The organism is Candidatus Brocadiaceae bacterium (genome assembly GCA_012728835.1).
Lineage (GTDB): Bacteria > Planctomycetota > Brocadiia > SM23-32 > SM23-32 > JAAYEJ01.
This window is the reverse complement of the sequence record JAAYEJ010000022.1, coordinates 1-15786: the sequence shown is the minus strand read 5'-3', so window position 1 is coordinate 15786 and position 15786 is coordinate 1. Positions and strand designations below refer to the sequence as shown.

Genomic DNA, 15786 nt, shown 5'->3' with positions numbered 1-15786 from the left:
CGTCCAGCGCCGGACCACCCCTGGCGCCAAGGCTACCAGAACATGCCCGCGCATTTATAGCTGCGGCAACAACCGGACATTTCTATCTGCCGTGTATAGCGGACATTTCTATCTGCGGTTGACACGGGCCGGTTCTGCACCTTGACAGTGCGCGGCCGGTGCCGGATAATGGGGCCTGCCATCGGTGCGGATGTGGCGGAATCTGGCAGACGCGCTAGGTTGAGGGCCTAGTGGACTTAATCGTCCATGGGGGTTCGAGTCCCCCCATCCGCACCATGTGCTCTCTCCCCTGCCACGGTGCGCTGCTCGGGCCGCTATGTCCGCAGTTCGATGCGGAAGTCGCCGTCGGTGAACGGGAGGTCGCCCGGCCACACGCTGAGTCCGCCGAGGGCGATGCTGCCGAAGCCGTCCGCGAGCAGGCCGAACGCCTCCCCGCCGTTGTCCGTCTCGTAGCGGCCGGCCTGGACCTTGCCGACGAAGCCGTTCGCGATCAGGCTCGAACCGGCCCGGAGCCATCCGCCCGTGGTCTTGCCCTTGACCTGCAGGCTGGAGAGGCCCCCCCCCGCCTCGACGGAGCCCGAGTAGTCTCCGTTCGAGATGCTCACCTTGCCCACGCCGCCCGCCGCGGTCAGGCTGCCGCTGAAGTGGCCGTTCTTGGCCTGGAGGGAGCCGACCGAGCGGCCATTCTTCGGGTCGAAGCCGTTGACGGTCATGTCGGCGGTGATGCTGCCCCCGGAGACGGCGACCTTGCCCAGGGCGCCGCCGACGCGGATGGTGCCGCCGAGGGGGCCGTTCTTGACCTGGAGGCTCTTGAGCGACCCGCCGACGCTCAGGCCGGAGCCGAGCGAACCGCTCAGCTTGATGCTGCCGACGCCGCCGACGGTGACCAGGTCTCCGTGGTATCCGCCCGTCTTGTTTGCGAAGGACGACACGGAGAGTCCCTTGCGCGGGTCGACGCCGCCGACCCAGACGTCGGCCCCCGCCTGGCCCGCGAACTGTATCTTCTGCGCGTAGGCGGTCGTATGGATCCCGGTGAGGTCTTCGATGTCGCCGTCGCCGTCGATGTCGGCGTCGAAGGTGAAGTCGCCGAGCGTGAGCCCGTTCAGGTTGTAGCCGGCCAGCCCGCACTTGAGCTGGATGGCCTTGAACGGGCCGTTGGAGGCGATGAAGGCCACGTCGCTACGGGCGCCCTTGCGGCTGTCTTTGACGGACGTCGCAACCAGTGCCCAGGGCTCGGAGCGGATCAGCAGGCCCAGTCCGTCCATCGGGGCGGCGCCGGTGAGCTGGACGGAGGCGACGCCGCCGCCGGCGAAGCCGACGAGCAAGGTCTCGAGCGCGACGTCCTCGTGTGCGTAGACGTCCACGTAGGCACCGGAGAAGGGGTCCGCGATGCGGCCCACGTAGCGGTGTCCGATGACGGCCTCCGTCGAGGCGGGGTCACTCCACTCCGCGGCCCCGTCCTGAGCCCGCGCGAACAGGGTGTAGGTGCCGTCCGCCCAGGCGGCGACATTGACCGCCAGACGCCACGTGCCGCCGCTCAGGATGCCGTTCCCGAGGATCGTGTCCGTCTCGGGCTGGAAGACGCCGTCGCCGTCCGCGTCCAGATAGAACTGCACCTTCGTGACGGCCTCGTCGTCGCTCGCCGTGGCGCTCAGGGTCAGTAACCCGCCGCTGACCCGGCCGGAGAGGGAGTCGGTTGTGGGGGGGGCGTTCAGCACGGCGGCCGTGGCCGCCACGGGTGTGCTGTAGGCCGTGTAGTTGTCGCGCGCCTGGGCGAAGAAGGTGTGGGGGTTGCCGGTGGGCCAGCCGGCCGTCGAGCCGGTCCAGGACCAGCCGTCGGATCCGTCCGTGTCCGTGCCGATGAGCACGTCGACGCCCGGCTCGAAGGTGCCGTTTCCGTTGGCGTCGCGATAGAAGGAGACGCCGGCGACGGTCGCATCCCCATCGGGATCGGTGACGTCCAGGGCGGTCAGGGTCAGGGATTCCGGGCGGGTGACGGTGTCCGGTGCGACCAGAAGGGAGCCGACGGCGGGCGGGTCGTTGTCGACGATGGCGACGAACTCGAAGGCTCCGATGTCGGCGTAGTCCGGCGTGCCGTAGCCCGTGTTCTCGGTCAGCGGATCGTCGACGCGGGGGTTGCCGTCGTGGTCCGTCTCCGGGGCGCGGTTGCCGTGGGCGGCGTCGATGGCGGGTGAGTCGGACTGGAGGCGGAAGTTGCCCTCCGGGGCGTTCACGAACTCCGGGTCGTCCTCCGAGTTGGTGGCGTCGTACGAGTAGCTGGCACCCATCCAGGCGTAGATCTCGTCGGTGCCGTCCTGGATGATGCAGTAGCGGATGGCCAGTTGGGCGCTGGAGCGCAGCATGATCTCGTCGTTGGGGAACAGGTCGGCCGATTCGTTGGCCCAGAGGATGGAGTTGCCCAGGACGAAGATGCTCTCGGTGCCGTAGATCGCGCCGCCGCAGGACCGGGCCTCGTTGCCGTAGATGGTGTTGTTGATGATGTCGGGCTCGGCGTCGTCGACGTAGAGGGCGGCCCCGAACAGCGCGGTGTTGCCGGTGAAGACGCTGTTGATGATCAGCGGCGCGCCCCCGGAGATGTAGAGGCCCCCGCCGTTCATGTCGGCCTCGTTGTCGGTGATGAGGCAGGCGGCGATGACAGAATCGGCGGACTCGGCGCTGATGCCGCCGCCGTTGGAGGCCGAGCCGTTGCGGATTGTGAACCCGGCGACCCGGCCGCCGTCGAAGTTCCTGAGGCGCAGGACGGTGCCGCTTCCGCCTCCGTCGATGATCGTGACGTCGGCGCCGGCGCCCTGGAGGACCGTGCCGTCGTTCTCCGATCCCAGCCGTACCCTCTCGGAGTAGACGCCGGCGGCCACGTAGATCGTGTCGTTCGTGCCGGTGGCGTCGATCCCGTCCTGGATGCGGGCGAAGTGGGTGACGCCCCAGCCGGGCGTGGCCGGGCCGAAATCATCGTCCACGTAGACCACCGCGCCGTTGAGCAGCAGGCGTTCCTCGAGCGGTTCCAGGCGGAGACGCGTTTTCGGGGTCGGGGATGGCATGGCTTTCCTCGGAAGATCGACAGACGGGGCACGACCGTTCCACAGGGCCCGACGCGCCCCGTGCGGTGCAACGGAGGACTGCCCGGCCGTTCACTCACGCGGGGCGGTATTCGTTGTCCATCACCAGTTGGCCGAGCGGCTTGCGCGGCCGCGCATCCGGAGCCTCCGCCGGATGCCCGATCGTCACCAGTATGGCTACCTGCAGGTCATCCGGGATGCCGAGGATCGCCTTCAAGGGCTCGCGTTCGAACCAGCCGATCCAGCATGTTCCCAGGTTCTGGTCCGTTGCGGCCAGGATGAGATGATCGACGGCGATCGCGACGTTGAACTCGCCCCCCGGCTTGCAGACGGCGGCCATGATCACGGGCGCTTCGGCGATGAAGTCCTGATGACCGGCCTGCTCGGCGATCCGTCGGCGTTTCTCGGGGTCCGTTACGAACACGAAGGCATAATCCTGCTTGTTGCCGCCCGAGGGGGCAAGCTGCAGGGCCTTCTGGATCAAGCGCAGCTTCCGGGCGGAGACGGCCCGGCGGGAGTACTTGCGGATCGACCTGCGCCGGGCGACGACCTCGGTGAACTCCATGGGCTCAGCCTTCCCATCTCTGTGCAATGACTGTGCGATCAAGTCTACTTTGGCCCCTACCCGAAGGTCAAGACCGACCTTGGCCGACCGCATTGCGCCGCACCGTCGCGGTTGCCCTTGCCGGCGGCGCGGCGTATCATGTGCCGGCATGCGGGAGCATGGTGCACCGCCCGACGGCGCCGGAATACGGGAGGCAGCAATCGTGGCTGAGGAATCGGTTCGCTACGGGATGATCGGTTGCGGCGAGATTGCCGTACGGAGCTTTGAAGGACTGATGGCCGCTGCGAATGCGGAGTTGGCCGCCACCTTCGACGTCAAGCAGGAGCTGGCTCAGGACCTGGCCGGCCGCGTGGGGGGGGCCGCCCCCTGCGCGAGCCAGGACGAACTGCTGGCGCGCGACGACGTGGAGGCCGTCATCATCTCCACCCCGCACTTCCTGCACGAGCCGATTGCGATTGCCGCGCTCCGGGCAGGCAAGCACGTGCTGGTGGAGAAGCCCATCGCCTGCACCGTCGAGCAGGGGCAGCGCATGGTGGACTGCGCGGCCGAGACGGGCGGCCTGCTCGGCGTCTGCTTCGTGCGGCGCTACATTCCCGGGACGGAGGCCGTACGCCGCTTCGTTGCCGCCGGGCACATCGGGAGCGTGATGGGCTGGGTGCTGGTCGAGATGAGCTACAAGAAGGAGACCTACTGGACCGGCGGGTACAGCCAGCGCGCGCAGACCGACTGGCGGCTGCGGCGCCGGACGGCCGGCGGGGGCTTCCTCATCATGAATACGATCCACACGCTGGACCATTTCCGCTACGTCAGCGGTCAGGAGGTCGTCGACGTGCAGGCGCTGGCCGGCACCTACAACAGTCCCGAGGGCGTGGAGGTCGAGGACCTGTTCGGCGCCGCGGTCAAGCTCTCGGGCGGCGGGATCGGCACGATTGCCGGCGGCTCGGCCGTGCCGGGCGGCGTGCGCGGCAACGCGCAGCGGCTGATCGGCACAAAGGGGCAGATCAACTTCGAGGCGGCCGATGCCGAGGGCGTGCCGGTGTATGTGCAGGAGGAGGTCGAGTTCGAAGGCAGGACGATCCCGGGCGGCGAGTGGACGAAGGTGGACTTCGCCGGCGGCGTGCACGGGAACTCCCGGGCGTTGCTGATCGAGGGGTTCGGCCGCTGGGTGCGCGGCGCGGAGCCGTTCCGTGCGCCGGGCGACGACGCACTCAAGTCGCTGGCGGCCTGCGAGGAGGTCTACCGCGCCGCAGGTCTGGTCGACTGAGCGTCGGATCCGTCCATCGGGCAATGCATCGGCCACGGCGGCCTCACCTGAGGCCGCCGTCGTCCTGCAGGGCCTCGGCGCCGCTGACGACGTCCATCAGTTCGGACGTGATGGTGTCCTGCCGGACGGACTGGTATTGCCGCCGGATCTCCTCCAGGCGGTCCTCGACGTTGCTGGAGGCGGCGGACATGGCCGTCAGGCGGGCGCCGTTCTCGCTGGCGTGGCTCTCCAGGAGGGCCTGGTAGAGTTCGATGAAGAGGTACTCCTCCACCAGGTGGTCGAGCAGTTCCAGAGGCGGCGCGGTCAGGATGGGCTCGTAGCGGAAGGCGCGGCCGGGTTCCAGGGCCTCGTGCACCGGCGGCAGGACCCGGCGAACGCGGGCGGCGGAGTGCCCGACGGATTCGAAGGCATTGTAGACGAAGTGGATCTCCTCGGCGCCGCTCTCCTGGAAGGCGCCGAAGACGCGGGCGGCCAGATCGGGCATCTCGGCCTTGATCCCCTCCAGGCTGGTGGGGGCGTTCAGCACGAGCATGGGTTCGAGGCCGCGCAGGGCCAGGACGGCTCCGCCGCGGTGGCCGATGCAGACGAGGCGGACCGGCGCTCCGTGCTCGCTCGGGAAACGCTGCGCCGCCTCGGCCACCCGGTCGTTGAAGGAGCCCGCCAACCCCTGATCGCTGGCGAACACGATGCCGAGTGCGGGCCGTTCGGCGCCTTCCCGGTCGATTCCCAGGCCGGCTTTCTCCATGACCAACCGCAGGGCGGTGTTGACGGCCTGTCCGTACGGGCGGGTGGCTTCGAGCGTCGCCTCGGCGCGGCGCACGTAGACGGCCGCGAGGCTCCGCATGGCGTGGACGACGTCCTGGAGTGCGCCGATGCTGTCCAGCTTGCGCTGCAACTCGCGCAACTCCGCCATGGTCAGGATTCCTTATCGTGCCGGACGAACGGCTCCTTCACCTGCCGGGCGAGCGCCTCCACCGATGCGGCGTCGTCGTCGGACGGGGCTTCGCCTTCGCCGACGCGGCTCAGGAGGTCGCCCAGGCGTTCGCGCGCGGCGGTGCGGAAGGCGTCTTCGAAGGCGGCCACGCGGTCGACGGGCACGTCCGTCAGCGCGTCGCCGGCGGCCAGGAGCAGCAGCAGCGCCTGCTCCGGGAGCGGCACGGGCCGGTGGGCGGGCTGCTTGAGGAGTTCGCGCAGGCGTCGGCCCTTCTCCAGTGTGCGCATGGTCTCGGGCTCGAACGTGGTGCCGAACTTGGTGAACTCCTCCAGCTCCTGGAACTGCGTGTAGCTGAGGCGCAACTCCTGGGCGACGCGCTTCATGGCGGCCAGTTGCGTCTTGCCGCCGACGCGGCTGACGCTGGTGCCGATGTCGACGGCGGGCAGGAAGCCGGACTGGTAGAGGGAGGGGCTCAGGTAAATCTGGCCGTCGGTGATGGATATCAGGTTCGTGGGGATGTAGGCCGAGAGGTTCTGGGCCTGCGTCTCGATGATGGGCAGGGCCGTCTGGGAGCCGCCGCCGTGCGCTTCGTCCAGTTGTGTGGCGCGTTCGAGCAGCCGGGAATGGATGTAGAAGACATCGCCGGGATAGGCTTCGCGGCCCGGCGGCCGGCGCAGGAGCAGGCTGATCTCGCGGTAGGTCGCGGCGTGCTTGGTCAGGTCGTCGTAGACGATCAGCGTGTCGCGCCCCTTCTCCATGAAGTACTCGCTGATGGTGCAGCCGGCGTAGGGGGCGATGTAGCGCATGCCGGGCGGCGAATCGGCGTCGGCGGCAACGACGACCGTGTAGTCCATGGCGCCCCGCCGCTGCAGGGTGGCAATGAAGCCGGCGACGGACGACGCCCGCTGGCCGATGGCGACGTAGACGCAGACGACGCCGGAGTCGGCCTGGCTGAGGATGGCGTCGATGCCGATCGTGGTCTTGCCGGTGCTGCGGTCGCCGATGATCAGCTCGCGCTGGCCCCGTCCCACGGGGATCATTGCGTCGATGGACTTGATGCCGGTGACCAGGGGCGTGGCCACCGAGGCGCGGGCGAGCACGGCGGGCGCCTCCCGCTCGACGGGCATGTAGCGCTCGAACTCGATGGGCGGCAGGCCGTCCAGCGGTTGCCCCAGCGGGTCGACGATGCGGCCCAGCAGCCGCTCGCCCACGGGCGTGCGCACGACTTCGCCCGTGCGGCGCACGCCGTCGCCGGCCGAGACCATGGTGTCGTCGCCGAGCAGGACGCAGCCGATCTGCTCCTCGTCCAGGTTGAGCACGATGCCCATGACGCCGCTGTCGAAGGAGACCAGCTCCTCGGCCTGGGCGTTCGGCAGCCCCGCGACGACGGCGATGCCGTTTCCGGCATAGAGCACACGGCCCACCTCGCGCATGCGGGGTTCGACGCGCACGGCGGCGACGGCGCGTTTCAGGTCAGCGATGGCTCCGGAGGCGGCGTCCCTGGCGTTCACGATGCCGCCTCCGGCTCTTCGGCCGCCCGGTCCTCCGGCGCCAACTCCTCGATGCGTTCGCGCACGGCGTCCAGGACGTCGGCCAGCGTTGCGTCGATGGCCTGCGAGCTGAACTCGACACGCACGCCCGCAATGAGGTCCGGGTCGTCCTCGAAACTCAACTCCGCCGTTTCTTCTGTGAGGGCCTGAACGAGGTCGCCGAGGGCGCGACGGTCGTCGTCGGCCAGGGGGGCGGCACTGATGATCCGCACCGTGCCGCCGGCCGCGAAGAGCGACTTCCGCGCGCGACGGTCGGACGAATCGGCCAGTTCCTGCAGCCGCTCCCGTGCGTGGGCGCGCAGGCGGGACTCGACGTCGTCGTCGACGAGCTGCACGAGCGTGCGGCGCGCCAGGTCCAGCGACACGCCGACGATCTCGTCGCGCAGGCCGCGCAGCGCCTCCCGGTGCCGGCGCTCCCAGTCGCGTTGCAGGCCGGCGACCTCCCGTTCGGCCTGGGCTCGGGCCTTTCGGACGATCTCGTGCCGGGCCTCCTCGGCGGCCTGGCGGGCGTCGGCCAGCACGTGGTCGCGCTCCTCCTGGATGGCGTCGATCCGCTTCCGGTACTCGCCGTGGACCTCCTCGGCCTGCCGGGCCTTCTGTTCGGCCGCCTCGTGGGCGTCGTCGATGGCCTTCTGCCTGCGAGCCAGCATCTCCAGGATCGGCTTGTGGAGGAGCCGGTAGAGGACGAGTACGAGGATCAGGAAGTTGACCGCCGCAAGCACGAAGCCCTTCCAGGTGAAATCGAGCGGGTTCGGCTCGCTGGCGGCCAGCGCGCCGGCCGCGACAGTCAGCCGTGTCCATGTCCATTGCAGCATGGTTGGGTGGTCTCCGGGCGGCCGGCTACTTGACGAAGAGGATGATGAACGCCATGACCAGGCAGTAGATGGCGGTCGACTCGACCATGGCCAGGCCGACGAACAGCGTGCGGCTGATCGTGCCGCTGGCGTCCGGCTGGCGCGCCATCGATTCGAGGGCCTGGGCCAGGGCGTTGCCCTCGGCCAGGGCCGGGGCGATCGAGCCGACGGCCATCGTCAGACCGGCGACGATAATGCGGATCATCTCGATGTCCATGATTACGCGGTTGCCTCCTGTTCGGGATCGACGGCCCGCTCCGTCTGCGTGCGGCGCTCGACGGCGGCGCCGATGTAGACGAGCGCGAGCACCGTGAAGATGTACGCCTGGATGACCGATGCGATCAGGCTGAGGGCGGAGAGGAACAGCGTCAGCGGCAGCACGGCGACCAGGAAGACGTGCGCGTAGCTGCGCAGCGCGGCCACGACGACGCCGATGACGACCAGCAGCAGGAACTCGCCGCTCATGATGTTGCCGAAGAGCCGGATGGCCAGCGCCAGGGTGCGCGTGAGTTCGCTCAGCAGGTTCAGGGGCAGAAGGAACGGCGACGGCTCCGTGTACGTCTTCACATAGTGTCCCACACCCCGAGCGCGGATGCCGTAGACGGGCACCGAGAAGAACACGATCGCCGCCAGTGCCGCCGTCACGCTCAAGTCGCCGGTCGGGCTGCTGAGGCCCGGCACCATGCCGAGCAGGTTCGACACGAGCACAAACACGAAGAGCGTGGCGACCAGGGGCACGTACGGGCCCGGCTCGGCGCGCACGATCTCGCGCGTCAGGTTGCAGAGCATCTCCATGAGCATCTCCAGGACGCTCTGCAGCCGCCCCGGCTTGCGCTCGGAAAGGCGGGCGCGCAGGACGAGGCCCAGCACGACCAGCCCGAGCATCACGCCCCAGGTGGTCACCGCGCTCTGGGGCAGCTCCAGTCCACCGAGCGTCGCCAGAGGAAGGCTACTCGCGGCCATCGGCGTCCTCCTCCGGGGCGTCGTCCTCCGAGGCGGCCGCCCGCCCGACCATGCGCGAGACCAGCACACGGGCGATCACGATGCCCACCAGGGCGCCCAGCACGGCGCCGGCCAGCTTCTGCGGCGGAACCAGAACGGAGGTGAGGATGAGCACGACGGCCACGAAGGCCATGCGGGCGTACATCGCCGCGGGCATCACCCACGTGGGTCCCTTCTGGTGCACCACGTAGTCGACCTGCGTCTTGATGGACAGGAACAGCAGGCCGCCGACGAGGAACCCCACCACCAGCGAGACGGCCCACCCGAGCGGCCCCATCTCCATCAGCATGGCTCTACATCCTCTCCGTTACCTGTCGCCAGGCCAGAACACAGCCGAGCGTGAGGCCCACGAGCAGGAAGAACACCAGGAAGACCTGCCCCGAGTCCAGAACGCCGTCCAGCCAGCGTCCGATCAGCACGCCGGCCACCGTCGGGACCATCACCGACCATCCTACCGTGCCCATCATCCCGACGGTCGACCAGAAGCCCTCGTCGCCCTCGCGCTCGCTCTTCTCGCGGCGCAGACGCCGTGTGCGGAGCGCGGACATGAGCTGCTTCTCCGACTCCGTTGTCCTGTCCGGTGTCTCGTCGGGCATCGCCGCCTCAGCCCTTCTCCAGCTCGAGCAGTCGGCGCATGAAGCTCAGGCGCATCTTCTCGAAGGCAACGAAACTGCTCTTCTCCTCCTCGGTCCGGCGCTCGAATTCGGCCAGCACCGAGTCCTCCAGGTGGGCCGGATCGTCGCTCTCGACCGCCTGGCGCGACACGATTTCGACCACATCGCGGTTCACGATCGCCACCCCGCCGTCCAGCGCGAGATACCGTTGGCGGCCCTCCGCCGGCCGTGCAACGAGTATGCTCTGGACCAGCGGCGTCACCAGCGGCGCATGGCCCGGCCGGATCCCGATCGAGCCGGTCGGGTCCTCGACGGTCACGTGGACCACGTCCTCTTCGAGCACGATCTCGGTCGGGGTGAAGACCCGGAGCTTCATCCGTCCTCCCCGCGGCGGGCGGCGGCGCGTGCTTCGTCGGCGCCGCCGATCATGTAGAGCGCCGATTCGGGCGCGTCGTCAAACTCCCCGTCCAGGATCGCCTCGCATCCGGCCAGGGTCTCTTCGATCTCCACGCGCTTGCCCGGCCGGCCCGTGAACTGCTCGGTGACGAAGAACGGCTGCGTCAGGAACCGGGACAGCCGGCGCGCACGGTGCACGACGCGCTGGTCGTCGGCCGAGAGTTCCTCCAGGCCCAGCATGCTGATGATGTCCTTCAGGCTGCGGTAGTGGGCGATGGTCTCGCGCACGGCACGGGCGATGCGGTAGTGGCGTTCGCCGACGACCTCGGGGCTCAGGAGCTTGCTGGAGGAGTCGAGCGGGTCGACGGCCGGGTAGAGGCCCTCGCTGGCCATGTCGCGGCTGAGCGTGATCGAGGCGTCCAGGTGCGAGAACGTCTCGGCGGCGGCCGGGTCCGTCAGGTCGTCGGCCGGCACGTACACGGCCTGGATGCTCGTGATCGAGCCGCGATGCGTCGAGGCGATGCGTTCCTGGAGCGCCGCCATCTCGGTGCTCAAGGTCGGCTGGTAGCCCACGCGCGACGGCAGCCGCCCGAGCAGGCCCGATATCTCCGAGCCCGCCTGCACGTACCGGAACACGTTGTCCACAAGCAGAAGCACGTCCAGGCCCTGATCGTCCCGGAAGCTCTCGGCCACCGTCATCGCCGTGAACGCCACCCGGAAGCGCGCGCCGGGCGGCTCGTTCATCTGCCCGAACACGAGGACCGTCTTGCCCAGCACGCCGGCCTCGGACATCTCGTGGTACAGCTCGTACCCCTCGCGCGACCGCTCGCCGACGCCCGCAAACACCGCGATGCCGGAGTACGCCTCGACGGTGTTGCGGATCAACTCCATGATCAGCACAGTCTTGCCGACGCCCGCCCCGCCGAACATGCCGGCCTTGCCACCCTTCGACAGGGGCGCCAGCAGGTCGATGACCTTCATGCCGGTCGAGAACACCTCCGATTCGGTGCGCTGCTCGGACACGGACGGCCCTCGCGCGTGGATCGGCCGGCGATCGCCCTCCCCGATCGGCGCGCCGTCGTCGATCGGCGCGCCGTCGTCGATCGGCGCGCCCAGCACGTTGATCATCCGCCCCAGCGTGGCGTCTCCCACGGCCACCGTGATCGGGCGGCCCGTGGCCGTCGCCTCGATCCCCCGGGAGAGCCCCGCCGTGGAACTCATGGCGATGCCCCGCACCCGCGTCAGAGACACGTGCTGCTGCACCTCCACGACGACGCGGCCCAGGGGCCCGTCGACGTGCACGGCGTCGTTGATCGTCGGAAGGCCGTCGGCGAACTCGATCTCGACGACCGAGCCCCGTACGCCGACGACTCGTCCCTTCTGTTCCATGGGCCTTTCCTCAGTTGACGGATCGGCGCTCGTCTGCCCACCGTGCCCTCAGAACAATCTTACCGGCCCGCCCTTCGAATGCAAGCAGCCGCGCCCCCGCACGCACCGCGTCCGGCGCTTGAAAGCCGCCGCCGTCCTCCTGAAAATGGGCATCGGCCGCCCTGCTCTCCTCCGGAGAACCAACGCGATGGAATCGATCGTACAGGGACTGATCGCCGAGATGGCCCGGATGTCCGTCATCGACGCCCACGAGCACCTGCCGCCCGAGCGGGAGCTGACCTCGCAGAAGGCCGACGTGTTCACGCGCCTCTACGCCCATTACTCGCTCACGAACGTCGAGACCGCCGGCCTGGCTGGCGCGCGTGAACTGCTCAAGGACACTTCGCGTCCGCAGGACGAGCGCTGGGCGATGTTCCGTCCGTACCTCGCGGCCGTGCAGGACACGGGCTACGCGCGCGCCGCTCAGATCGCTGCCCGCGACCTGTTCGGCGTCGATGAGATCAACGACGATACCTACGCCGACCTCTCCGAGCGCATCCGGGCCGCCAACACCACGGGCCTGTACGACCGTATCCTCAAGGGCCGGTGCGGAATCGAGCGCGTCCTGAACCAGGGCGGGTGGGACGATGGGCCCGGCGGCTTCTGCGTGCGCGTGCACCGCGGCTTCATGGACTTCCGATGGACGGTCGCACGCGATCTGTGCGGAGTCTACCGGCGCTGGAAGGAGCGGAACGGCGGCGATTTCAAAGACCTGGGCGAGTGGCTGGACTTCTGGCTCGCGCAGGTTGTCCGCGAGGGGTGTGTCGGCGTGAAGTACGCCGCCAGCCTGCCGGCGGACGAGCTGGGCCGCGAGGAGTCCGGTGCGCTGTTCCGCAAGGTACGCGATGGATCGGCTACCGATGCCGAGGCCGCGAGGTTCAGCGCGTGGCTCAACCTGAAGTCGATGGAGAAGCTGCCGGATCACGAACTGGTGGCGGCCGTCCATTGCGGGCTGAACTGGTGCTGCTGGCAGGGCTTCGCTGACAAGAATCCGATGAACGTGGTGCCCTTGCTGCTGCGCTGCCGGCGCACGCAGTTCGATCTCTACCACGCCGGCATCCCGTGGGTGCGCGAGATGGCCGTCATCGGCAACCAGTACCCGAACGCGCACCTGAACCTGGTCTGGGCCCACCAGATATCGCCCTACATGACCGAGAACATGCTGAACGAGTGGCTGGACCTGGTGCCCGTGAACAAGATCATCGGCTTCGGGGGCGATTACTCCTGCGGGCCGGAGAAGGCCTACGGGGCGCTCGTGATGGCTCGTGAGAACATCGCCCGAGCGCTCGCCGTGCGCATCGCGCGCGGCCAGATGACCGAGTCTCGCGCGGTGGACGTCTGCCGCGCCTGGCTCTACGAGAATCCCCGCCGCATCTACGGGCTCGACCGGCGGTAAGCGCCGCTGCTACGTCTTCCAGGCGACGCTGCGCGTGAGCGAGAGGGCGTAGACCTCGCGCGCGATGCTCAGCCGTTCGGCGGCCGCCCACCGCCCGCGACCGCACAGGCGCAGGCAGCGCATCCTGTCCAGGAGCCCGACGCGGCCCGGAATCCCGGCATTGAGCCGTGCCAGGCATTTCACCCACAGCCCGTGTGTCAGCGGCCGATCGAACCGGACCCGGTCCAGATCCACCAGCCACAGCCGGAAGCCGTTGCCCTCCCGCCGGACCAGGACGTTGGTCGGCTTCGTGTCGCGATGGTAGACCTCCTCGTCCGCGAGCCGGTTGAGCAGCCCGGCGACGGCCTCGCTCAGCCGACGGCGGGCCGCCGCGTCGAGCGCCTCCGAGGCGGCCAGCTCGCAGAGCGTGCCGTCTGCGTCCGGCGCCTCCATCACCACGTAGTCGGGCGCGCCCGACAGCGCGTAGCGGCTTTCCAGCAACGCCAGCGGGCGCACCGACGGGATGCCGCGGACGGCGAAGCCCCGTGCCGCCACCCACATGGCGCGGGCGCGGCCGCGCAGGCGTCCGGCGTCCTTCAGACGCTCGCCCAGCGAATCGCGACGGAACGACTTCACGCAGACAGGACCCTGCCGCCGCAACTCGGGAGCGGCCGGCCGGCTGACGTCGAAGGGCGGGACGCGGTCGCCGGGCACGATGGTCACCTCCGTGCGACGCCCCGTGCGCTGCACCCGTGCGTCGGGCCGCGCGCCCCGCACCGCCTCCCCGTGGCGCCGGACGGCGTCCAGGACGGCCTGCAGGTCGAAGTCGCGACGCCGGTGGATGCCGAAGCCATCCGCCCTGTCGGTCGTGAACAGCGAACTCTCCTTCAAGCAGCGGCGCGTGCGGCTGCGCATGTGAGTGCGGTGCTGGCGCCGTTGGATGCGGCTCAGGCCCCCCGCCCAGCCGTCCACCAGCCCCTCCGGCGGTTCCGACTGCCCCGTCCATCGGTGCACGACCGCTCGCAGCAGGGGGCGGGCGTCCTCGGCCGAGGCCCCGGGCAGGCCCGACGACCGCGTCAGCATGGACAGCATGTCCAGCATCCGCCGGGGCGTGGGGCGGCGCCGGTGGATGCTGTGCTGATCGACGACGAACAGGCGTTCGCCCGGCGGCGCCGCCGGCCGGATCAGCAGATTGCCGGTATGATAATCGTCGTGATAGAGGCCGGCGCGGGCCAGCCGCACGGTGATGTCTGCCAGCTCGGCCACGAGTTCGTCGGCCTCCGGTGCGGCCGGGGGCCGGGTGCGCAGGTACGCCGCCAGGCTGACGGCATCGGCCACCTCACGGCTGATGAGGAAGCCCTCCTGCGGCAGCCCGTGCCGGCGGCGCACGGCGATGGCCAGCACGTCGCACGTCGGGATGCCGGCGCGGCGCAGCAGGCGGCAGGCGCGCCATTCGACGTGCGGCTTGGTCGGCAGCAGCAGGTGCCTGAGCCGCTCGGTCCGGCTGCGGAACTTGTAGCGTTTCACGTAGAGTCCCGGGCCATCCGGCCGATCGGGATCGGGCAGCCGCACAACGCTGCGGACGGTGTTGTCCTTCACCCGTTCCTGTGCAGAGAGCGCATCCGGACGGCGCGCCCTCTCCAGGTCGACCCGGGACAGCGTCGGGGCGAACCCCGGCACGATCCTCCAGGCAAGCCCATGCGCCTGTGCTGTGTCGGCCTCGTGCGGCAACGTTCGGCATCTCCTCGGACGCAGCGGCGTCCGTGTCAGTCCACCATGGCCCGGATGCGTCGTGACGGCTCCGCAGCGGCCGGCCCGACGCCGGACGGACCCCCGCCACGGCCAATATGATCCGCCCACTCGGGACAGTCAAATGCATCGCAGGCACCAGATGCCACGCTGCGGGCATCGGGTTCCGCGCAGGATTCCGGAAGCGCGCACGACGGCACACGCCCCGCCAACCATGGGGCAGCACCGCCCGCCCTCAATAGGTGACCCCGGACCAGACGCCCGCGCTACCCATTCGGGGGGCGGGCTTCTGCGCCACGCCGGATTCGCGCCGCCGCCGCCGGCCGTATGTGGCACAGCCGCGCGCCCGCAGGGCACCCCCCCGCTGTAATCCGTTCCGTGAGGCCCGCCCGCCGCGGCGACCGGTCGCGCGGCGGGAGGCGAAGGGCCGGTCTGCTGCGCAGAGCACACAGTCGAGGGCGACTGTGCCACACCGGATTGCCGCCGTCGTCGTCGGCCGTATGTAGCACAGCCGCCCCGCCGGCGGCGGGCAAGCCCCGCCGCTACGGCCGGCCCCGCGGCCTGTGTCAGCCCTTCGTGACAGCCGGTCCTCCGTAATCTGCGTCATCTGCGGAGCCAGTGGATCGCCGCCGCGCGTCATTCCTCCTGTGGTTCCTCTGCCGCCTGGGCGGCGGCGAGGACGGCGGCCAGGCGTTCGCGGGCGGACGCCAGCGCCTCGTCCGAGAGCGCCCATGGCATGCGAACGGCCAGCGGGTCGCCGCCCGGATAGACCTCATACCCGTACAGCGTCACCTGCGTGGTGAGGGACGAGGACTTTCGGACAATGTCCAGCCAGTGCGCCTCGACCTCCTTGCAAAGCCCCTCCGGATCCTCGAATGCCTCGGGGTACTCCTCGAGCAGCGTCAGCGAACGCGGGTGTGCGTTCATGGCCGCGTACAGGCGCACGGCCCGCGTGAGGGCCTCCCGCCGCACAACAGG

The 15786-nt window shown here is 69.6% G+C and carries 15 protein-coding genes and 1 tRNA gene; 3 read left to right on the top strand and 13 right to left on the bottom strand.

Features of this window, described 5'->3' with window-relative positions; all coding sequences use genetic code 11:
* The first annotated feature begins 186 nt into the window (after positions 1–186).
* Positions 187–276 (top strand) — tRNA-Leu (locus GXY85_03495).
* 38 nt (positions 277–314) lie between these two features.
* On the opposite strand, the gene GXY85_03490 is transcribed toward GXY85_03495, so the two are convergent.
* Together GXY85_03490 and GXY85_03485 are read right to left on the bottom strand one after the other, a co-directional pair.
* Positions 315–3059 carry a hypothetical protein gene (locus GXY85_03490; GenBank protein NLW49892.1) on the bottom strand — a complete coding sequence of 915 codons (2745 nt, stop codon included), beginning with the start codon at positions 3057–3059 and terminating at the stop codon, positions 315–317.
* A gap of 94 nt (positions 3060–3153) precedes the next feature.
* Positions 3154–3642, bottom strand: coding sequence for a nitroreductase (locus GXY85_03485; protein ID NLW49891.1), 489 nt, complete (start codon positions 3640–3642; stop codon positions 3154–3156).
* Between the two features lie 202 nt (positions 3643–3844).
* Between GXY85_03485 and GXY85_03480 the strand changes: the two genes are divergently transcribed.
* Positions 3845–4906 carry a Gfo/Idh/MocA family oxidoreductase gene (locus GXY85_03480; GenBank protein ID NLW49890.1) on the top strand — a complete coding sequence of 354 codons (1062 nt, stop codon included), beginning with the start codon at positions 3845–3847 and terminating at the stop codon, positions 4904–4906.
* Between the two features lie 43 nt (positions 4907–4949).
* Here the strand turns inward: GXY85_03480 and GXY85_03475 are convergent, their stop codons facing one another.
* From GXY85_03475 to GXY85_03435, 9 genes are read right to left on the bottom strand one after another with little or no spacing between them, the layout of a single operon-like run.
* Positions 4950–5819, bottom strand: a complete 870-nt coding sequence (locus tag GXY85_03475) for a hypothetical protein (GenBank protein ID NLW49889.1) — start codon at positions 5817–5819, stop codon at positions 4950–4952.
* Between the two features lie 2 nt (positions 5820–5821).
* The gene (locus GXY85_03470; GenBank protein NLW49888.1) at positions 5822–7351 is read right to left on the bottom strand and encodes a F0F1 ATP synthase subunit alpha; all 1530 of its coding nucleotides are present in this window, start codon (positions 7349–7351) and stop codon (positions 5822–5824) included.
* Positions 7348–8205 (bottom strand): hypothetical protein, encoded by an 858-nt coding sequence (locus GXY85_03465; GenBank protein ID NLW49887.1) that lies wholly within the window; start codon positions 8203–8205, stop codon positions 7348–7350. The genes GXY85_03470 and GXY85_03465 overlap by 4 nt, the downstream gene beginning before the upstream one ends.
* Before the next feature lie 25 nt (positions 8206–8230).
* Positions 8231–8461: a F0F1 ATP synthase subunit C gene (locus GXY85_03460; GenBank protein NLW49886.1), complete on the bottom strand. Its 231-nt coding sequence runs from the start codon at positions 8459–8461 to the stop codon at positions 8231–8233.
* A 2-nt stretch (positions 8462–8463) separates the two neighbouring features.
* The gene (atpB, locus tag GXY85_03455) at positions 8464–9207 is read right to left on the bottom strand and encodes a F0F1 ATP synthase subunit A (protein NLW49885.1); all 744 of its coding nucleotides are present in this window, start codon (positions 9205–9207) and stop codon (positions 8464–8466) included.
* Entirely contained in the window at positions 9194–9535 is a 342-nt protein-coding gene (locus GXY85_03450; protein NLW49884.1) for a hypothetical protein, read from the bottom strand. Before GXY85_03450 ends, atpB begins: the two co-directional genes overlap by 14 nt.
* A 4-nt stretch (positions 9536–9539) precedes the next feature.
* On the bottom strand, positions 9540–9842 hold the full coding sequence (locus tag GXY85_03445) for an ATP synthase subunit (GenBank protein ID NLW49883.1): 303 nt from the start codon (positions 9840–9842) through the stop codon (positions 9540–9542).
* A gap of 7 nt (positions 9843–9849) precedes the next feature.
* Positions 9850–10236: a hypothetical protein gene (locus GXY85_03440; protein NLW49882.1), complete on the bottom strand. Its 387-nt coding sequence runs from the start codon at positions 10234–10236 to the stop codon at positions 9850–9852.
* Positions 10233–11645, bottom strand: a complete 1413-nt coding sequence (locus tag GXY85_03435; GenBank protein ID NLW49881.1) for a F0F1 ATP synthase subunit beta — start codon at positions 11643–11645, stop codon at positions 10233–10235. The genes GXY85_03440 and GXY85_03435 overlap by 4 nt, the downstream gene beginning before the upstream one ends.
* A gap of 187 nt (positions 11646–11832) precedes the next feature.
* Between GXY85_03435 and GXY85_03430 the strand changes: the two genes are divergently transcribed.
* Positions 11833–13080 carry a hypothetical protein gene (locus GXY85_03430; protein ID NLW49880.1) on the top strand — a complete coding sequence of 416 codons (1248 nt, stop codon included), beginning with the start codon at positions 11833–11835 and terminating at the stop codon, positions 13078–13080.
* A 9-nt stretch (positions 13081–13089) separates the two neighbouring features.
* On the opposite strand, the gene GXY85_03425 is transcribed toward GXY85_03430, so the two are convergent.
* Together GXY85_03425 and GXY85_03420 are read right to left on the bottom strand one after the other, a co-directional pair.
* Positions 13090–14790, bottom strand: coding sequence for a hypothetical protein (locus tag GXY85_03425; protein NLW49879.1), 1701 nt, complete (start codon positions 14788–14790; stop codon positions 13090–13092).
* A gap of 654 nt (positions 14791–15444) precedes the next feature.
* Positions 15445–15786, bottom strand: a 342-nt coding sequence (locus tag GXY85_03420) for a hypothetical protein (protein NLW49878.1), incomplete at its 5' end; no start/stop codon positions are given.